Source organism: Pseudomonas psychrophila HA-4 (assembly GCF_000282975.1).
Classification (GTDB): Bacteria; Pseudomonadota; Gammaproteobacteria; order Pseudomonadales; family Pseudomonadaceae; genus Aquipseudomonas; species Aquipseudomonas psychrophila_A.
Map to the genome: position 1 here is coordinate 1 of NZ_ALJC01000013.1, position 18564 is coordinate 18564.

An 18564-nucleotide genomic window follows, 5' to 3' on the forward strand; every position below is an offset into this window, starting at 1 on the left:
TGCCCTCACCCCAACCCTCTCCCGGAGGGAGAGGGAGCTGATTGCCGATGATCTTGATACCGCGCCCGGTCAGTCCCCTCTCCCTCTGGGAGAGGCGTGGTGAGGGTCCCAAAAAAATAACATTTGTTCACTAGCGGAGCCGCTCACATGAGCAAACCCACCCCATCTTTCTACAACCTGGCCTGGCGCTGGCATTTCTATGCGGGGTTGTTTGTCGCCCCGTTCATGATTTTGCTGGCGCTGACCGGGATTATTTACCTGTTCAAACCCCAACTCGATCCGTTGCTCTACGACCATCTGATCAACCTCAGCCCCGGCCATCACAGCCTCAGCGCTGACGAGCAACTCAAACGTGTGCAGGCCACTTATCCACAAGGCCACATCAGCAAATACCTGCCGCCGATTAATCTTGAGCGCAGCGCACAATTTGTCGTCAGTCATCACGGGCGCGAACTCAATGTGTTCATCAACCCTTACAGCGGCGACGTGCTGGGCGAGCAAGATGCCAAGCTCAACCTACAAGCCGTGGCGCGAGCCCTGCACGGCGAGTTGATGATCGGCACCCTCGGCGACCGCTTGGTGGAACTCGCCGCAGGGTGGGGCGTGGTCTTGGTGGTGTCCGGGTTGTACCTGTGGTGGCCACGCGGACACTCTGCATCTGGCATTCTGTGGCCACGTTTTACCCGTCGCGGGCGGGTGCTGTGGCGCGATTTGCACGCCGTTACGGGTTTCTGGGGCGCCGCTTTGCTGCTGTTTATGCTGATCAGCGGCATGACGTGGACCGGCTTCTGGGGCAAGCAATACGCCGACCTGTGGAATCAATTCCCGGCGGCGATGTGGAACAACGTGCCCACCTCTGACGTTGAAGCCCGCACGCTCAACACCGCCACCCGCCAAACCGTGCCTTGGGCGATGGAAAACACGCCGATGCCGGTCTCTGGCGCGCACGCCGAACACATGGCTCACGCCGCCCACTCATCCGGCCCGGCAGCGCCCGGCATCGGCCTGCAACAGGTGGTCGAAACGGCCACGGCACGCAAGGTCGAGCCCGGCTACAGCATCACCCTGCCGACCACCGCTGAAGGCGTATTCACCATCGCCGTGTTCGCTGACGATCCGCGCAACGACGCTACCCTGCATGTCGACCAATACACCGGTGAGGTACTGGCCGATGTGCGCTGGCAGCATTACAGCAACGTCGCGCGTGCCACCGAAATGGGCGTGATGCTGCATGAAGGCAAACTGTTCGGCTCACTCAACCAGATCGCGATTTTGCTGGTGTGCCTGATGATCTTGCTGAGTTCGGTCAGCGGCCTGGTGATCTGGTGGAAACGCCGCCCACAAGGCGGATTAGGCGTGCCGCCCCTACGCCACGACCTGCCCACTTGGAAAACCGGCGTGGTGATCATCCTCGCCCTGGCGATTGTGTTTCCACTGGTGGGTGCATCGCTGATGGGTGTGTGGCTGCTGGACCGACTGCTGCTGATGGTTCGCTCAAAACAACAACATGAACAAATTTCATAGTGGGTATGAGTGATACGAGATGCGCGATCTAGAAAGATGTGGATACTGGCGCGCCAGTATCACGCACTAAATTGTTGTTACTCTGTAACAAAACAATTTAAGCTCGATCCCCCCGCGGCCAGGAGGCAGCGGGTACACCTCCAGAAAAAAGCGACTCACTGCCCCGATGAACAAGTATTTACTGTCCAGCCTTTGCCTGTTGGCGATTAACAGCGCGCACGCGGATGACACCGCACCGTCCCTAATGTTGCCAGCTGCCACGATTACCGCGCCTGAAGTGGACGCCGAAAACGTCGACCTCAAAACCGCCACCACCGCGGGTTCGCGCCTGAGCCTCAGCAGCCTCCAAACCCCAGCCAGCGTTGAAAGCCTGACCGGCGCGCAAATCCGCGCCCGCGGCGACACGAGCGTGCAAGACGCCGTGACCCGCACCACTGGCATTTCGTTTACCGGCTCGCCGGGCAATGGCGGCTCGGCCTACTCGGCGCGTGGCTTTGTGGGCGATGGCTCGGTGATGCAGCTTTACGATGGCACCCGCATGTACAGTGGCGCGGGCACCGTCACGTTCCCGGTGGATGACTGGTCGGTTGAACGCATTGACGTGCTGCGCGGCCCCGCCTCAGTGTTGTACGGCGAAGGGGCAACCGGTGCGGTGATCAACGTGATCCCGAAAAAACCGTTCAGCGGCGAAATCGAAAACCACATCCGCGTCGGCTACGGCTCCTACGACACCCAACAGCAGGCGCTGGATAGCGGCGGTTCGTTGACCGACACCCTGAGCTACCGGTTGAACATCAACCACACCCAGAGCAATGGCTGGATCGACCACGGCGATTCTGAAAACACCTTTATCAGCGCCGCCTTGCGCTGGCAGGCCACCGACGATCTAGCGTTCACCCTGAGCCACGACTACGGCGACCAAGAGCCGCAAAACGACTTCGGCGTGCCGTTGATCAATGGCCGTTATCACAAAGGCCTGCGCGACAAGAACTACAACGTCAGTGATGCCAAGCTGCACTACAACGATCAGTGGACGCGCCTGAACACTGAATGGCGGATCAACGACACCCTCACCGCTACCAACGAACTGTATTACCTCAAGGCCCAACGCCGTTGGCAGAACGCCGAAAACCATGCCTGGGACGACGCCAGCCAAAGCCTGCTGCGCAGCGGTTATTTCAGCATCAAGCATGAGCAGGAACAGGTAGGCGATCGCCAGACCTTCGCCTTCAGCCATGACCTGTTCGGCCTCAACAGCAAAACCTTAGTGGGCATGGACTACAACCGCATCCATTTCAACCTGCACAGCAACTCGCCGTACCACGATGTAGACGCAGACGGTCAGCCTATCGACCTGTACCACCCGGATCGTAGCCAATGGCAAAGTGCGTCGCCTTACCGCGACCAGTACACCACCACCACACAACAAGTCTCGCTGTTCGCTGAAAACCGCACCGAACTGACCGACCAACTGTCGTTAGTGACTGGCGTTCGTCGCGACATCGTGCACCTGGACCGCGATGACTTCTCCGTCACTGGCGACTCCACCCACAGTGATCGCAGCCTGTCGGCCAATAGTTGGAAAGTCGGCTTGGTCTACGAGCTGACCCCGGACACCTCGGTCTACGCCCAGCAAGCCACCAGCGTCGATGGCGTAGGCGGTTTGATCAGCCTGAACCAAAACCAGCAAAACTTTGGCCTGGCCCATGCGCGCCAGACTGAAGTCGGCTTTAAGCAAATGTTCTGGGACCAGCGTGGCGAGTGGACATTGGCGGCGTATCACATCGTCAAAAAGGATTTGCTGAGCCGTGACTCGGTCACTCAGTTGACTCGACAAATCGGTGAGCAATCGTCCAAAGGCCTAGAAGCCAGCCTTGATCTGCAACTGCCAAACCGTTGGCAGTTGCAAGCCAACGCGGCCATCGTCCGTGCGCAATACGACAAGTTCGATCAAGACGGCGTGTCGCTCAAAGGCAACCGCCCCGCCGAAGTGCCGCGCCGTACCGCCAACCTGTGGTTGAGCAAAGCCGTAACCGACGATGTAAACGCGGGCGCCGGTGTGCGTTATGTCGACGCGCGTTACGCAGACGTGGCCAACACCGCCGTGCTGCCGAGCTACACCGTGATGGATGCCACCGTGAGCTGGAAAGCCCTGCCGAAAACCACATTGGGTCTGCGTCTGAACAATTTGTTCAACCGCCAGTACGCCTTAAGCCAATACAATGACGGCCAGCAATGGATCATGGGTGAGCCGCGCTCGTTCTTCGTCACGGCGGATTACACTTTTTAAGACCCGCTTTATCCCGCAGGGAACGGGTTTGTGGAATTGCGCAGATCGGCTTTTGCCTTTAGTCCCCTCTCCCTCCGGGAGAGGGCTAGGGTGAGGGGCTTTTAAGAACAGGATTTTATGACTCAGCTCACCCTCACAAAACTCGCCTGGACACCTCTGGGCCACGGCCATTGTCATCACCAGTTCAAACTGCGTGACGCCAACCTGCACGTGGCCGCAGGCGAGTTTGTGGGGCTGATCGGGCCTAACGGCAGCGGTAAAACCAGCCTGTTGCGCTGCGCTTATCGCTTCAGCAAGCCCGAGTCTGGCCAGGTTCACCTTGGCCCGCACAACCTTTGGCAACAATCCCCACGCTGGTGCGCTCAACGCATCGCCGTGGTGTTGCAAGAATTCCCTGACGCTTTTGGCCTGACCGTTGATGAAGTGGTCGCCATGGGCCGCACCCCACACAAGGGCCTGTTCGACGGCGACACCGAAGCCGACCGCGAACTCGCTAAAAACGCGCTCGAATCCGTTGGCCTGCAAGGCTTTGAAGACCACGCTTTTGCCACCTTGTCGGGCGGCGAGAAACAGCGCGTGATTCTGGCCCGCGCCCTGACCCAGCAACCCGATCTACTGATTCTTGACGAACCGACCAATCACCTCGACCCGCGCTATCAGTTGGAGTTGCTGCAACGGGTCAAACGGCTGAACATCGGCACCCTGGCCAGCATCCACGACCTCAATCTGGCCGCCGCGTTTTGCGACCGGTTGTACGTGATCAATCACGGCAAGATCATCGCCAGCGGAACCCCTCACGAGGTGCTGACCGTCGAACTATTACGCAACGTGTTTGGCGTCGACGCGCTGGTCGACGAGCACCCGCTGTCCGGCTACCCCCGCATTACCTGGATAACCCAACCATGAACCTGATCCGCCTTGCGCTGTCCCTGAGCGTTGTACTGAGTGCTTCGTTTGCCCATGCCGAAGCCACGAAATACCCGCTGACAATCAAAAGCTGCAACCGCGACGTGACCTTCGAGCAAGCGCCCAAGCGTGCAGTCAGCCATGACATCAACCTGACCCAAATGATGCTGACCTTAGGCCTCAAACCGCACATGGTCGGTTACAGCGGCATCAGTGGCTGGAAGTCGGTAACGCCTGAAATGAAGGCCATTCTCGATGGTTTGCCAGAGCTGGCCAGCAAGTACCCTTCGGTTGAAACCCTGCTCAACGCCAACGTCGATTTCTTCTTCGCCGGGTGGGATTACGGGATGCGTGTGGGCGGCGACCTCACGCCGCAGACACTGACCCCGCTGGGCATCAACGTGTATGAGCTGACCGAGTCGTGTGCATTCGTGATGAAGCGCCCACCGGCCAGCATGGAAGACACCTATAACGACCTGCGCAACCTCGGCAAAATCTTCGACGTACAGGACCGCGCCAACGCGCTGATCGCCCAGATGCAGGCACAAATCGCCGTCGCCCAAAAAGACCTGCCCGCCGCACGACCTCGGGTATTTCTGTATGACAGCGGTGAAGACCGAGCCATGACCTCAGGCAAACTGGGCATCCCCCACGCGCTGATCGAAGCCGCAGGCGGCGACGACATTCTCAGTGACATCGACGCCAGCTGGACCCGCGTCAACTGGGAAACCGTGGTCGAACGCAACCCGCAAGTGATCGTCATCGTCGACTACAGCGAAGTCACTGCCGAGCAAAAACAGCACTTCCTCGAAACCAACCCGGCCCTGCAATCGGTGGACGCCATCAAAAACAAACGCTTTATCGTCATCCCCTACGTGCAAGCCACGCCGGGCATCGACAACGTGCTGGCCATCGAAACCCTGGCCAAGGGGTTCCACCCACAATGATGGCTCGCCACTACACGCTGCTGCTGGTTGGCCTCGGCGCACTGTTGCTGGTGTCGTGCGTGGTGTCGCTGGGCTTTGGCCCGGCGCGGGTACCGGTAGACGTGGTGTGGCACATTTTGCTGAACAAACTGTTTGGCATTGGCGAGGTGAGCTGGAGCGCGGGGCAGGAACATATCGTGTGGCTGATCCGCGTGCCGCGCATGTTGCTCGGCGCACTGGTGGGAGCTGGCCTGGCGTTGATTGGCGCGGTGTTGCAAGCCGTGACCCGCAACCCGCTGGCTGATCCGCACCTACTGGGCGTCACCAGTGGCGCGACCTTGGGCGCGGTCATTGTGGTGATGCACGTGGGTCAAATCGTCGGTCTGTTGACCTTACCCATTGCTGCGTTTATTGGCGCGTTGCTGAGCATGCTACTGGTGCTGGCCATCGCCAGCCGCCACGGCCGACTCGACAGCGACCGGCTGCTGCTGTGCGGCGTGGCCGTCTCTTTCGTGATGATTGCCGTGGCCAACACCTTACTGTTTTTGGGTGACCATCGCGCCAGCTCCGCCGTGATGTTCTGGATGCTCGGCGGGTTGGGACTGGCGCGCTGGGAGTTGCTCGCCATCCCCAGCGTCAGCGTGCTGCTGGGGCTGGTGCTGCTGCTGGGCATGGCCCGCCCGCTGAACGCCTTAATGGCCGGAGAACAGACCGCCGTCACGCTTGGACTAAACGCGCGTAACGTGCGGCTTAAAGTTTTTTTGATCGCCTCACTGATGACCGGCGTACTGGTGGCCATCAGCGGTTCAATTGGTTTTGTCGGGCTGATGATCCCGCACATCGCCCGCCGCCTTGTCGGAGCTGAACACCGGCGTTTGTTGCCCGTGTCTGCCCTGCTCGGCAGTGTGTTTCTGGTGTGGGTCGACGTTGCCGCCCGCACCCTGATCGCACCCGAGGACTTGCCGATTGGCGTGGCCACGGCGGCGATTGGCGGATTGTTCTTTATTGGTCTGATGCGCAAGCGTTAAAGCTCGTCTTTAGTGCTGGTTGAGGGCGAGCGCGCCCACGGTAATACCGGGCTGACCTTTAGCGGTTCATGCCCCTTCCAGTCGGCAGGTACCCACCCCGGTCGGGACCAGTTTGCGCTGGCCTGTACCACCACCAACTCCCCCGCCTTGGCTAATTTGCCAATGTATTCACGCTCCGTCTCGCGGCCTTTCTCAACCCAATCCTGATTCAAGTACTGGTTTTCCCAATAGTCGTAACCCACGACCAATTGGCATAAGTCATCTTCAGCCTTACCAGGCCGTCCCACATACTTCAATAAAGAGCCGTCATTGCCTGATGCAAAGGCGATATTCACTGAGAACTCCAGTCGCGACAGACTCTTGGTCATGAAGCAAATATCCACCGGCCAAAACGTGTGATCCACCCAATTACGCTGCCACGGCTTTGCAACGCTTGGCTTTACCGGACAACGCGCATAGCAGACCGCCGTCGGTCGATAACCCGTGGGTAAAACCGGCAAAGGCCGATTCTTACCGGACGATCGCTCGAACAAAGCATTAAGGAAAATACTGTCCTGGGCCTTGGCGCCCATGCCGTTGAACTCAGGCTCAAGGGCCACGTAAGCGCTGTCAGCTGACGAGAAAAACACAGCGCCAACGACATCATGGGTATGAGGCCACACGATTTTTCGATGACTGTAGAGAGCAGCATCATCGATATGACTAAAGACCGGTCCCAGTGCAGGTACATTGCTGACTGAGGCATTAGCCGCAGGTATTTCAAGCGCATAAGGGCGCCAAGCCGCTGTCACACGCCCCGTCGAGGCCCACAGGCTATTGGAGAGAAGTACCTGTAAATGCCCACTGGTAGCTACTTTGCGTACGTAATCCGGTGAGCGCAGTTTTGGGGTATTCAGCAGGTCCAGGATGGGCGTACTGGAACCCAACGTGCTTTCCAGGCCCAGTAGCGTATTGAGGCTCTCGGCGCGATAACTCAGCAGGGCTCCATGGCGGGTAGAAATGAACATCTCGGGGTAATCACGGCGCCCGGCCGTTTGATCTCGGACTGTGCTCGAAAGCACGGCAAGATTCACCAGGTCTGAGGGGGCAATAAAGTCAGCCAATACGTCGTCAAATACCCGAGCAACGGGCTCTTTGGGCGGGGCCATATAAACCGAGTCAAAAGCGAATCCGGCAGGCACGCTGTAGGTCTGTGAGCCGAAAGGACGCGCAAAAATTCGCCCTAGGAACGCTTGGCCCGCAGGCAGCGGTTCTGTGGCGATGTAGTGATCGCTGTCCACGCTTTTGAGAATAACGCCGAACTGCGTCTGGGTACGCTCACCCATACGTGCATGCATGTAGCGCATGGCGCCTTGGGCTTGGGTGAACACAGGGCTTAACGCGGGTTGCAGGCTAGCGAATATGGCCGAAACAGGCTCTGGGCCGGGTTTCCATTCGGGCTTGATTTTGCCCCGCTCGCCCCACAACGGGCTGGCCACCACCACGCTCAAATCGCCCACACGGGCCACTTGGGTGACATATTGGCTCGGTTTGAGCGCCCCGGTGCGCAATTTGATGCGGGTCGGATTGTTGTAAACCTGCTCAGGGTGTGTGTCGGGTGGTGCAATTCGGGGCAAGAATTTCTTTTCGAGGTCCGTACCCATGGCCGAGTACTTGAGCAGTGCGCCGTCCTGCGCTGACAAGTAATGTGAATACCCCACACGTTCCTGCATGGCAATACGCAGTTCATGGGGTTCAAACATGCTGCGATTGATCTGCTCCTCCTCGTCGGTACGCCAGAGTTGCAAGGGCTGGATGCGGTGAGTTTGATAGGTCGCGACGGGCTGACAGCCCCATGGCATCAACGAAGCCACTTCAGACGGAAACACCACATCTGAGTTAAATGTTTCGGTGGTAACGGCCAACGGTTCGGTCGCCACAAAACGGCCGTCCGCACGCTGGAGAATGAGACCGCCATAGGTGAAATCTAAGCGCCGCGCAATCTGCTCATGGGCGTAACGCGCAGCATCGTCCATTTCAATAAAAACAGGCCCCAGTGTGCGTCGCATAAAGCCTTTGAAGGGCTGCCATGTGGACTGAACTCGGCCCTGCGCGCCCCAAACATCACTGCCACGCTCAATGCTCAGTTCACCGGCGTGTGCAAGGGTATGGATTAATGCATCAGTTTTTTCAACGCCCGACAGCACGTTACGCAACAGTTCCATGCCACCACCTTCACTGCGCGGCAACCGTGCAAACAGGGTTTTTTCAACGGGCGATGACTTGGATATGTACTTCAAGACCGAACGATCACGTGCCGCTATATAGAGAGGCAAGGCCTGTATCTTGTTGATGGGCGTCAGCTCTTGGGCCTTAAGAATGCCCTTTTCAAGCGCCTCGGGGTGTATGAAGTTTTTATACACCGAGGCCTGCTCAGCCGGAATCAGCGCCGGGTCGCGGTATTCGCCATCACAGCCGTACAAAGCGACGATGGCAAACCCCGTTGGCAGTTCGGGTTGACCGTTGCTGCCTTTGGAGAACGCCCGATCAAGGTCAAAATCCATCACGCCCGTCACCGGCTGCGAAACGATGAATGTCTGACTGTCAGTGCTTTTTAGAATGAAACCATAATGCTGATTGGTCAGTACCGCCGTACGCGATCGGGCGTATTCAAGCGCCAGTTGCTCACTGGCCAGCAACGGGCCAAAAGCAGGACGCTGGACAATAACGCCCTCAACAACACTCGGCTGGCGGGCTGAGGAAAAAAACTCAGGTGTCAGCCTTCCAACATGACCGGCCCACACGTCAGCCGACTGGATAATGCTTACCGGCATTGTCTCGGTGACTTGCTTGATGTACTGAATCATTTCCAGGAGCAGTTCACTGTCTTTCTGGGCATGCGCGAGAAAATCGTAAAGGGCGCTTTCGTCCGGTGTTGAACCGCTTTCAACTTTGATCAGCGAACCATTAAAGCCTGACAAATAATGGGCTGATGTAAAGCTGGCCATAACCAATATGGCCTGTATGTCTGCGGACAAGAAAAAGTTGGCGAGAAAGTGCACCTCTTCACTTTTTACCCCTAGTAACGGTGTCTGTTCTGCTGCAAGTAGATGCGCGCGAGAATTATAGAAGGCGTAACAGGTGTACCCCGGCGGCTGAAGTAGCTGGCCACTGGCAGTCGTTGAAATAAATTGAGTGACGTTGAATGTTTCCCCGACCACCTTTTCAGGGCGCGAAGCGAAGTAGCGACCTTCAGCATTTTTCAGAATTACCCCACCGTACTCTGAATCACGGTGGTCACCGATAAGCTCATGTGCGAATCGCGCCGCATCATCGGGATTAATATAGGGCGGGCTTAATGTCGGCAGTCTGCCAATCACATTAGGCGCAAATAATAATTGGGGGATTACATAAGCAGGGCCCATAGGGGGTTAGCTCCTTAATTGAGTGCTCATCGGCACATGCACGACGCCACTCAATCCTTCACGCTGCCGGGTAAGCGCAGGTGGTAATTAATTAACCTGACATTTAGCACCAAGGCAGCGCACACCCGCGCACTACACCCTCGTACAAGCGCCCAAGTGGTGCACAAAAATGCCCACTCTTCGCGCAAGGCCCCATTTTTGAGCCTTTGACCATACCGGCACAGCCTTTGCAAAAGTCCCTTCATCGTCCGTATCTGCACTTGATAACCATCACGTTCCTGGAGATCGCACCATGAAGCGTCGCAGCCTGATCAAAGCGTTTACCCTCACGGCATCCATTGCAGCCATGGGCATGTCCTGGACCCTGCAAGCCGCCGAAACGATCAAGGTCGGGATTCTGCATTCCTTGTCCGGGACCATGGCAATCTCAGAAACATCACTCAAAGACATGGCGCTGATGACCATCGACGAGATCAATGCCAAGGGCGGTGTTAACGGCAAGATGCTCGAAGCGGTGGTCGTCGACCCCGCGTCCAACTGGCCGCTGTTCGCGGAGAAAAGCCGCCAGTTGCTGACACAGGACAAAGTGGCCGTGGTGTTCGGTTGCTGGACCTCGGTGTCGCGCAAATCAGTCTTACCGGTGTTTGAAGAACTCAACGGCTTGCTGTTCTACCCGGTGCAATACGAGGGCGAAGAAATGTCGCCTAACGTGTTCTACACCGGCGCCGCGCCAAACCAGCAGGCCATTCCGGCGGTTGAATATTTGATGAGCGAAGACGGCGGCAGCGCCAAGCGCTTCGTGCTACTGGGCACCGACTACGTGTACCCGCGCACCACCAACAAAATCCTGCGGGCGTTCCTGCATTCCAAAGGCGTGGCCGACAAAGACATCGAAGAGGTCTACACCCCGTTTGGTCACAGCGATTACCAAACCATCGTGTCCAACATCAAAAAATTCTCGGCCGGTGGCAAAACGGCTGTGATCTCCACCGTTAACGGCGACTCCAACGTGCCGTTCTATAAAGAGCTGGCCAACCAAGGCCTGAAAGCCACCGACGTACCGGTAATTGCGTTCTCGGTAGGCGAAGAGGAACTGCGCGGCATCGACACCAAACCGCTGGTGGGCAACTTGGCCGCCTGGAACTACTTCGAGTCGGTAGAGAACCCGGTCAACAAGAAGTTTGTGAATGACTGGAAAGCCTACGCCAAGGCCCACAACCTGCCAGGCGCAGATAAAGCCGTGACCAACGACCCGATGGAAGCCACCTATGTGGGCATCCATATGTGGGCGCAGGCCGCTGAAAAAGCCAAGTCCACCGACGTCGACAAAGTCCGTGAAGCCATGGCAGGCCAAACGTTCGCCGCGCCATCGGGTTACACCTTGACCATGGACAAGACCAACCACCACCTGCACAAGCCGGTGATGATTGGCGAGATCCAGGATGACGGTCAGTTCAACGTCGTGTGGCAAACCAAAGAGCCTATCCGCGCCCAGCCGTGGAGCCCGTACATTCCTGGCAACGACAAAAAGCCGGATTACGCGGTGAAGAGTAACTAAGGGCGCCAAAAGCCCCTCACCCCAACCCTCTCCTCTGAGCGAGGGAGCTGATTTGCAGTGATGTTGAGAACGCGTGCAGTCAGTCCCCTCTCCCTCCGGGAGAGGGCTAGGGTGAGGGTCTGCGCTCTGTAGCTCGATCGTTTGCCAGACACACAGGGACACTTGCTATGCCCACTGCCCTTTACCGCCTGATCCTTGCCTGCCTGCTGTTGCTGCCATTGGGCGCTTATGCCAATGACGCCAACGACTTCGCAGCGGCCAACAATTCCGAGCAAGCCCAACTCCTCGAAAGCTGGGCTGCACACCCCACCCCTGGGCGTGTTGAGCTGATCAATGGCCTGCAACAAGGCCAAATCAGCGTCGACGGCGAGGTCAAAACCCTGCGCCTGAACAACCGCCTACGCGGCCTGATTGACACCGCACTGGCCAGCCATCAACTGCTGGCCGTCGACCCAAAACTGCGCCTGAATGCCGCGCAACAGCTGCAAAAATCTGCCAAACCGGCGCAGCTCAAGTTCCTCGACCAGCAACTGGCAGCCGAGACCGACAGCGATGTGCGCTCGGCCCTCAGCCTGGCGCTGGCCAATCTGCAATTGGTCGACCCCGACCCAGCAGTCCGGCTGGCCGCCGTGCGTTTGCTCGGCGAAACCGGCGAACCGCTGGCGCGCACCCGTCTTGAAAACCTGCTGCAACCCGACATCGAAACCGATGCCTCAGTGCGTACCGCCGCTGAAACCAGCTTGGCGCAAGTCAAACGTAAATTGCTGATCGGCGACTTGCTGGGCCAAGCTTTCAGCGGCCTGTCGCTGGGTTCGATTCTGCTGCTCGCGGCACTCGGCCTGGCCATTACCTTCGGCCTGCTGGGCGTGATCAACATGGCCCACGGCGAGATGCTGATGCTCGGTGCCTACTCGACCTATTGCGTGCAACTGCTGTTTCAACGCTTCGCCCCCGGCGCCATCGAGTTCTATCCGTTGCTGGCGTTGCCGGTGGCGTTCTTCGTCACCGCCGCCGTGGGCATGGTGCTGGAGCGCACCATCATTCGGCACCTCTACGGCCGCCCGCTGGAAACCCTGCTCGCCACATGGGGCATCAGCCTGATCCTGATCCAACTGGTGCGAGTGCTGTTCGGCGCGCAGAACGTTGAAGTGGCCAACCCGGCCTGGCTCTCGGGCGGGTTGCACGTGCTGCCCAATCTGGTGCTGCCGTACAACCGCCTGGTGATCATCGTGTTCGCCCTGGCCGTGGTGGTGTTGACGTGGTTGCTGCTGAACAAAACCCGTCTGGGCCTCAACGTGCGCGCCGTTACTCAGAATCGCAACATGGCCGCCTGTTGCGGCGTGCCCACTGGCCGCGTCGACATGCTCGCGTTTGGCCTCGGCTCGGGCATTGCCGGGCTAGGCGGCGTGGCATTGAGCCAGATCGGTAACGTCGGCCCAGACCTCGGTCAGGGCTACATCATCGACTCATTCCTAGTGGTGGTGCTGGGCGGCGTCGGCCAACTGGCAGGCACCGTGTACGCCGCTTTCGGGCTGGGCATCGCGAACAAGATCCTTGAACCACAGATTGGCGCCGTGCTCGGCAAAATCCTGATCCTGGGGCTGATCATTCTGTTTATCCAGAAGCGTCCACAAGGTCTCTTCGCGCTTAAAGGACGGGTGATCGACTGATGAATCAGCCTCTGATGCTAACTGCTACGCAAAAAGCCGGACCCAAGGTCACCGCGTGGGTGGGCGGGCTTGTGTTGCTGGTTTTACTGGCCATGCCGCTGCTTTCGCTGTTGCCCGCCGACAACTCGTTCCAGGTCTCGGCTTACACCCTGACCTTGGTGGGCAAAATTCTCTGTTACGCCATCGTCGCGCTGGCGCTAGATCTGGTCTGGGGTTACGCCGGATTACTGTCGCTGGGCCATGGGTTGTTCTTCGCGCTGGGCGGCTACGCCATGGGCATGTACCTGATGCGCCAGGCTTCGGGCGATGAATTGCCCGCATTCATGACCTTTTTGTCGTGGACCGAGTTGCCGTGGTACTGGGTCGGCACCGAGCACTTCTGGTGGGCCATGTGCCTAGTGGTGCTGGCGCCCGGCTTGCTCGCGCTGGTGTTCGGCTTTTTCGCCTTCCGCTCGAGGATCAAGGGCGTGTACTTCTCGATCATGACCCAGGCCCTGACGTTCGCCGGGATGTTGCTGTTTTTCCGCAACGAAACCGGCTTTGGCGGCAACAACGGTTTTACCAACTTCCGCAGCATTCTGGGGTTTGGCATTACCGAACCCGGCACCCGCGCCGTGCTGTTTTTCGCCACCGTAATGTTGCTAGTGATCAGCTTGTTTCTGGGCTGGCGCTTGGCGCGCAGCAAATTCGGCCGGGTGTTGACCGCACTGCGTGACGCCGAAAACCGCTTGATGTTCTGCGGCTACGACCCACGCGGCTTCAAGTTGTTTGTCTGGGTGTTGAGCGCCGTGCTCTGCGGCTTGGCCGGTGCGTTGTATGTGCCACAAGTGGGCATCATCAACCCCGGCGAAATGTCACCAACCAACTCCATCGAAGCCGCCGTGTGGGTAGCCTTGGGCGGGCGCGGCACCTTGATCGGGCCTTTGCTCGGCGCGGGCGTGGTCAATGGCATGAAGAGCTGGTTCACCGTGGCCTTCCCTGAATACTGGCTGTTCTTTTTAGGCGCGCTGTTCATCATCGTGACCCTGTACCTGCCCAAAGGCGTGATCGGCCTGTTGAAGAAAAAGGACGAACAATGAGGAATGTCATGCTCGAACCTATCCTCGACCCCAACAAAGACGCGGGCAGCAGCCGTGACGCCATCAGCTTTGGCCAGCGCGCTGAACCGGGCCTCAATACCCGCCACGGCACCATCCTGACGCTGGAAGGCATCAGCGTCAGTTTTGATGGCTTCAAGGCGCTGAACAACCTCAACCTGTACATCGGCGTCGGCGAGTTGCGCTGCATCATCGGCCCCAACGGCGCGGGCAAAACCACCATGATGGACGTCATCACCGGCAAAACCCGGCCCAGCGAAGGCCAGGCCTGGTTTGGTGAAACCCTCGATTTGCGGCAGATGAGCGAAGTGCAAATTGCCCAGGCCGGGATCGGCCGCAAGTTTCAAAAGCCCACGGTCTTCGAAGCCTTGAGCGTATTTGAGAACCTTGAGCTGGCACAGAAAACCGACAAGTCGGTGTGGGCCAGCCTGCGCGCCAAACTCACCGGCGAGCAAAAAGACCGCATCGGCGAAGTGCTCGACACCATTCGCCTGACCCACTCGGCGCAGCGCCCTGCGGGGTTGTTATCGCACGGTCAGAAGCAGTTTCTGGAAATCGGCATGCTGTTGATGCAAGACCCGCAACTGTTGTTGCTGGACGAGCCAGTGGCGGGCATGACCGACGCCGAAACCGAGTTCACCGCTGAGCTGTTCAAAAGCCTGGCGGGCAAGCATTCGCTGATGGTGGTGGAACACGACATGGGGTTTGTGGGGGCGATTGCCGACCACGTGACCGTATTGCATCAGGGCAGCGTGCTGGCCGAAGGCTCGCTGGAGCAGGTGCAAGCGGATGAACGGGTGATTGAGGTCTACCTGGGTCGGTAGAGCGGCAAGTTTATAGCTGCAAGTGGCAAGTGAGATCAAGAGCGCCGTGTCTGCTTTTGCTCTTACTTGCAGCTTGAAACTTGCGGCGCTAAGCCACCTTTTAACTTGCCGCTTGCAGCTTGAAACTTGCAGCTACTGGAGCCTTATATGCTTAATGTTCACGATCTTCATCAGTACTACGGCGGTAGCCACATCCTTCGCGGCCTGTCGTTTGAGGTCAACGTGGGTGAAGTGACGTGCCTGCTAGGGCGCAATGGCGTAGGTAAAACCACGCTGCTCAAGTGCCTGATGGGTTTGCTGCCAGTCAAAGAAGGCCAAGTGCAATGGGAAGGCAAAGCCATTACCACGCTCAAACCTCACCAACGGGTGCACGCCGGTATTGCTTACGTACCGCAGGGCCGAGAGATTTTTGGGCGCCTGACGGTAGAAGAAAACCTGCTGATGGGCCTGTCACGCTTTCCCGGCTCCGAAGCCCGCGAGGTGCCTGCGTTTATCTACGAGCTGTTCCCGGTGTTGCTGCAAATGAAGCACCGCCGTGGCGGCGATTTGTCTGGGGGTCAGCAGCAACAGTTGGCCATTGGCCGCGCACTGGCGAGCCGCCCGCGCTTGTTGATCCTCGACGAACCCACCGAAGGCATTCAACCCTCGGTGATCAAGGAGATCGGTGCGGTGATCAAAATGCTCGCAGCCCGCGGCGACATGGCGATTTTGCTGGTGGAGCAGTTCTACGACTTCGCCGAAGAATTAGCGGATCACTACCTGGTGATGTCGCGCGGTGAAATCGTGCAGCAAGGCCGGGGCGAAAATATGCAAACAGAAGGTGTGCGCGGGCTAGTGACGATTTAATCTGTCACTCTTTCCGGGTAAAAAGTCCTACATATGAACCTGCCTGCCAACACCGCCTTGTTCACCCCCAGCTGGCATGCCGAGCTGGAGCTGGGCTATGGCCGTTTCGGTGACAGCACGCGCCCGACCTTGCGCCGCCACCTTGGCCCGTTGCGGGTGCAAAAGCACCTGTACGCCGAAGGCCCCGAGGTGTGCCAGCACATCATCGTGCACCCGCCTGGAGGGATTGCGGGCGGTGACCGGTTGGACATCCGCGCCAGTGTTGGCCCCGATGCCTGGGCGCAACTCACCAGCCCCGGCGCGGCCAAGTGGTATCGCGCAGCGGGCCCGGCGTATCAAACGATTGAATTAAGCGTGGCCGCAGGCGCCACCCTGGAATGGCTGCCTCAAGAAACCATCGTCTTCAGCGCGGCCCAGGCCGAACTCAGCACCCGCATCGACCTTGAGGGCGATGCCAAGTTGTTTTACTGGGACATGGTGGCGTTGGGGCGACTGGCCAGTGGTGAACGTTTTGAGCGCGGGCACTTTCAATCTGGGCTGGATATTCGCCGCGACGGCCAATTGCTCTGGCATGAGCGCCAGCGCATTGTCGGCAACGACGGGCTGCTGGACTCGCCCATCGGGCTGGACGGCAATCCCGTATTTGCGACGTTGTTAGTCACGGGTGAAATCAGCGCTGAATTGCTGGAGACCTGTCGCAACTTGCCGAATCCGGTGCGCGGGGATTTGACCCAATTACCGGGGTTGTTAGTGGCGCGTTGCCTAGCGGGGGAAGCCTTGCAGGCACGCGGCTGGTTGATTGATTTATGGCGTTTGCTGCGCCCTGCATTACTGGGCCGCGAGGCGCTGGCACCGAGAATTTGGAGTACCTGAAGAGCCCTCACCCCAACCCTCTCCCAGAGGGAGAGGGAGCTGATGTGTGACGTTACATAGATCTGCTTTTGCCTTTAGTCCCCTCTCCCCCCGGGAGAGGGCTAGGGTGAGGGGCTTTTGATTTTGAGCAACCCATACACTTTTTAACTGCCGAACACGGACGCCACCATGGACCTGACTCCACGCGAAAAAGACAAGATGCTGATCTTCACCGCCGGCCTGTTGGCTGAACGTCGATTGGCCCGCGGCGTGAAACTCAATTACCCAGAAACCATCGCTTATATTTCTGCCGCCCTGCTCGAAGGCGCCCGCGATGGCCATACCGTGGCGCAACTCATGCACTACGGCACCACCCTGCTTACACGTGAGCAAGTGATGGAAGGCATCCCGGAAATGATCCCCGACATCCAGGTCGAAGCCACCTTCCCGGACGGCACCAAACTGGTCACTGTCCACCAACCCATCGCTTGAGGCCGCGCCATGTCTTATGTCATTCGTGATGCCGTCCCGGCTGACCTGCCGGCGATTCGCGAGATTTACAACGATGCGGTGCTCAATACCCTCGCCATCTGGAACGAGCAAACCGTCGACCTCGATAACCGTCTGCAATGGTTCAACGCCCGCGAGGCGCAGGGTTATCCGATTTTAGTGATCGTCGACGCAGCCAATGCCGTCCTCGGTTATGCCTCGTTTGGTGACTGGCGGCCGTTTGAAGGCTTTCGTCACACGGTCGAACACTCGGTGTACGTACACCCCGAACAACGCGGCAAGCGCCTCGGCCCACAGTTGCTGACCGAACTGATTAAGCGCGCCCGAGCATGCGACAAACACGTGATGGTGGCGGCCATCGAAGGCGGCAATGGCGCATCGATTCACATGCATAAACAGCTGGGTTTCGTCACCAGCGGGCGCATGCCGCAGGTCGGTATTAAATTCGGCCGCTGGCTCGACCTGACGTTCATGCAACTGATGCTCAACCCCGGCGCACTGCCACCCCAGGAGCGCGGCCAATGAACGCAGAGCAAGTGATTCAAGTCACGGCCGCTACCTTCGCCCAATACCGTGAAGACTTGATCGTGTTGCTGCTCGACGCCGTCAAGCATGGCGCTTCGGTCGGTTTTATGGACGACCTGGACCTGCCACAGGCCAATCGCTACTTCGACGAAGTTCACGCGCAACTGGATCAGGGCAACCTGCTGCTGTGGGTGCTGGTTGAAGAACAGCGCGTGCTGGCCAGCGTGCAATTGGCGCTGTGCCAAAAGACCAATGGCCTGAACCGCGCTGAAGTGCAAAAGCTGTTGGTGCTCAACGAGGTCCGCCGCCGTGGCTTGGGCCAAGTGCTGATCCACGCCTTGGAGCAAGGGGCACGCGAGCAAAAACGCGGCCTGCTGCACCTCGACACCGAAGCAGGCTCACCTGCCGAAAACTTCTACAGCGCGCTGGGCTACACCCGCGTCGGCGAACTGCCCAACTACTGCAAAAGCCCCAACGGCCATTACAGCCCCACGGCTATCTATTACAAAACCTTGAGTGAGCCGCAATGATTCCAGGCGAGTATCGGATTGAAGCGGGCGAGATCGAACTCAACGTCGGGCGCCGCACCCACACACTCAGTGTG

General features: G+C 58.5%; 15 protein-coding genes. 14 read left to right on the top strand and 1 reads right to left on the bottom strand.

All coding sequences use genetic code 11. The features are described 5' to 3' along the window. Nucleotides 1-147 precede the first annotated feature (147 nt). The 5 genes from B347_RS0101395 (at nt 148) to B347_RS0101415 (ending at nt 6674) form a co-directional block, all read left to right on the top strand. Nucleotides 148-1524, top strand: coding sequence for a PepSY-associated TM helix domain-containing protein (locus B347_RS0101395; RefSeq protein ID WP_019407933.1), 1377 nt, complete (start codon nt 148-150; stop codon nt 1522-1524). 166 nt (nt 1525-1690) lie between these two features. Then, entirely contained in the window at nt 1691-3814 is a 2124-nt protein-coding gene (locus tag B347_RS0101400; protein WP_019407934.1) for a TonB-dependent receptor, read from the top strand. Between the two features lie 117 nt (nt 3815-3931). Further along, nucleotides 3932-4720 carry an ABC transporter ATP-binding protein gene (locus tag B347_RS0101405; RefSeq protein ID WP_019407935.1) on the top strand — a complete coding sequence of 263 codons (789 nt, stop codon included), beginning with the start codon at nt 3932-3934 and terminating at the stop codon, nt 4718-4720. Then, nucleotides 4717-5667, top strand: coding sequence for an ABC transporter substrate-binding protein (locus B347_RS0101410; RefSeq protein ID WP_019407936.1), 951 nt, complete (start codon nt 4717-4719; stop codon nt 5665-5667). The genes B347_RS0101405 and B347_RS0101410 overlap by 4 nt, the downstream gene beginning before the upstream one ends. Beyond that, a complete protein-coding gene (locus B347_RS0101415; RefSeq protein WP_019407937.1) occupies nt 5664-6674 on the top strand; it encodes a FecCD family ABC transporter permease in 1011 nt (336 codons plus the stop codon). The genes B347_RS0101410 and B347_RS0101415 overlap by 4 nt, the downstream gene beginning before the upstream one ends. Here the strand turns inward: B347_RS0101415 and B347_RS0101420 are convergent. Then, nucleotides 6671-9661: a hypothetical protein gene (locus B347_RS0101420; RefSeq protein ID WP_337459853.1), complete on the bottom strand. Its 2991-nt coding sequence runs from the start codon at nt 9659-9661 to the stop codon at nt 6671-6673. The two genes, B347_RS0101415 and B347_RS0101420, sit on opposite strands and share 4 nt — an antisense overlap. A 709-nt stretch (nt 9662-10370) precedes the next feature. Between B347_RS0101420 and urtA the strand changes: the two genes are divergently transcribed. The 9 genes from urtA to B347_RS0101465 all read left to right on the top strand — a co-directional run bounded on the left by urtA (nt 10371) and on the right by B347_RS0101465 (nt 18490). Further along, nucleotides 10371-11636, top strand: coding sequence for an urea ABC transporter substrate-binding protein (gene urtA / locus B347_RS0101425; protein WP_019407939.1), 1266 nt, complete (start codon nt 10371-10373; stop codon nt 11634-11636). A 167-nt stretch (nt 11637-11803) separates the two neighbouring features. After that, entirely contained in the window at nt 11804-13306 is a 1503-nt protein-coding gene (gene urtB / locus B347_RS0101430) for an urea ABC transporter permease subunit UrtB (protein ID WP_019407940.1), read from the top strand. Next, the gene (gene urtC / locus B347_RS0101435; protein ID WP_019407941.1) at nt 13306-14385 is read left to right on the top strand and encodes an urea ABC transporter permease subunit UrtC; all 1080 of its coding nucleotides are present in this window, start codon (nt 13306-13308) and stop codon (nt 14383-14385) included. The genes urtB and urtC overlap by 1 nt, the downstream gene beginning before the upstream one ends. After that, entirely contained in the window at nt 14382-15227 is an 846-nt protein-coding gene (gene urtD, locus B347_RS0101440) for an urea ABC transporter ATP-binding protein UrtD (RefSeq protein ID WP_026013929.1), read from the top strand. The genes urtC and urtD overlap by 4 nt, the downstream gene beginning before the upstream one ends. A gap of 147 nt (nt 15228-15374) precedes the next feature. Beyond that, on the top strand, nt 15375-16073 hold the full coding sequence (urtE, locus tag B347_RS0101445) for an urea ABC transporter ATP-binding subunit UrtE (protein ID WP_019407943.1): 699 nt from the start codon (nt 15375-15377) through the stop codon (nt 16071-16073). Nucleotides 16074-16106: 33 nt separating this feature from the next. Further along, nucleotides 16107-16946: an urease accessory protein UreD gene (locus tag B347_RS0101450; protein ID WP_019407944.1), complete on the top strand. Its 840-nt coding sequence runs from the start codon at nt 16107-16109 to the stop codon at nt 16944-16946. Nucleotides 16947-17114: 168 nt separating this feature from the next. Then, nucleotides 17115-17417 carry an urease subunit gamma gene (gene ureA / locus B347_RS0101455; protein WP_019407945.1) on the top strand — a complete coding sequence of 101 codons (303 nt, stop codon included), beginning with the start codon at nt 17115-17117 and terminating at the stop codon, nt 17415-17417. 9 nt (nt 17418-17426) lie between these two features. Beyond that, nucleotides 17427-17960 (top strand): GNAT family N-acetyltransferase, encoded by a 534-nt coding sequence (locus B347_RS0101460; RefSeq protein WP_019407946.1) that lies wholly within the window; start codon nt 17427-17429, stop codon nt 17958-17960. Continuing rightward, complete coding sequence (locus tag B347_RS0101465) at nt 17957-18490, top strand: GNAT family N-acetyltransferase (protein WP_019407947.1); 534 nt, start codon at nt 17957-17959, stop codon at nt 18488-18490. The genes B347_RS0101460 and B347_RS0101465 overlap by 4 nt, the downstream gene beginning before the upstream one ends. Nucleotides 18491-18564: the final 74 nt, after the last annotated feature.

What these genes read in the sequence shown, in the direction of transcription:
- urtA (WP_019407939.1), top strand. Translation starts at nt 10,371, where the DNA reads ATGAAGCGTCGCAGCCTGATCAAAGCGTTTACCCTCACGGCATCCATT.
- urtB (WP_019407940.1), top strand. Translation starts at nt 11,804, where the DNA reads ATGCCCACTGCCCTTTACCGCCTGATCCTTGCCTGCCTGCTGTTGCTG.
- B347_RS0101465 (WP_019407947.1), top strand. Translation starts at nt 17,957, where the DNA reads ATGAACGCAGAGCAAGTGATTCAAGTCACGGCCGCTACCTTCGCCCAA.
- B347_RS0101415 (WP_019407937.1), top strand. Translation starts at nt 5,664, where the DNA reads ATGATGGCTCGCCACTACACGCTGCTGCTGGTTGGCCTCGGCGCACTG.
- urtD (WP_026013929.1), top strand. Translation starts at nt 14,382, where the DNA reads ATGAGGAATGTCATGCTCGAACCTATCCTCGACCCCAACAAAGACGCG.
- B347_RS0101450 (WP_019407944.1), top strand. Translation starts at nt 16,107, where the DNA reads ATGAACCTGCCTGCCAACACCGCCTTGTTCACCCCCAGCTGGCATGCC.
- B347_RS0101460 (WP_019407946.1), top strand. Translation starts at nt 17,427, where the DNA reads ATGTCTTATGTCATTCGTGATGCCGTCCCGGCTGACCTGCCGGCGATT.
- B347_RS0101395 (WP_019407933.1), top strand. Translation starts at nt 148, where the DNA reads ATGAGCAAACCCACCCCATCTTTCTACAACCTGGCCTGGCGCTGGCAT.
- B347_RS0101405 (WP_019407935.1), top strand. Translation starts at nt 3,932, where the DNA reads ATGACTCAGCTCACCCTCACAAAACTCGCCTGGACACCTCTGGGCCAC.
- urtE (WP_019407943.1), top strand. Translation starts at nt 15,375, where the DNA reads ATGCTTAATGTTCACGATCTTCATCAGTACTACGGCGGTAGCCACATC.
- ureA (WP_019407945.1), top strand. Translation starts at nt 17,115, where the DNA reads ATGGACCTGACTCCACGCGAAAAAGACAAGATGCTGATCTTCACCGCC.
- urtC (WP_019407941.1), top strand. Translation starts at nt 13,306, where the DNA reads ATGAATCAGCCTCTGATGCTAACTGCTACGCAAAAAGCCGGACCCAAG.
- B347_RS0101420 (WP_337459853.1), bottom strand. Translation starts at nt 9,661, where the DNA reads ATGGCCAGCTTTACATCAGCCCATTATTTGTCAGGCTTTAATGGTTCG.
- B347_RS0101400 (WP_019407934.1), top strand. Translation starts at nt 1,691, where the DNA reads ATGAACAAGTATTTACTGTCCAGCCTTTGCCTGTTGGCGATTAACAGC.
- B347_RS0101410 (WP_019407936.1), top strand. Translation starts at nt 4,717, where the DNA reads ATGAACCTGATCCGCCTTGCGCTGTCCCTGAGCGTTGTACTGAGTGCT.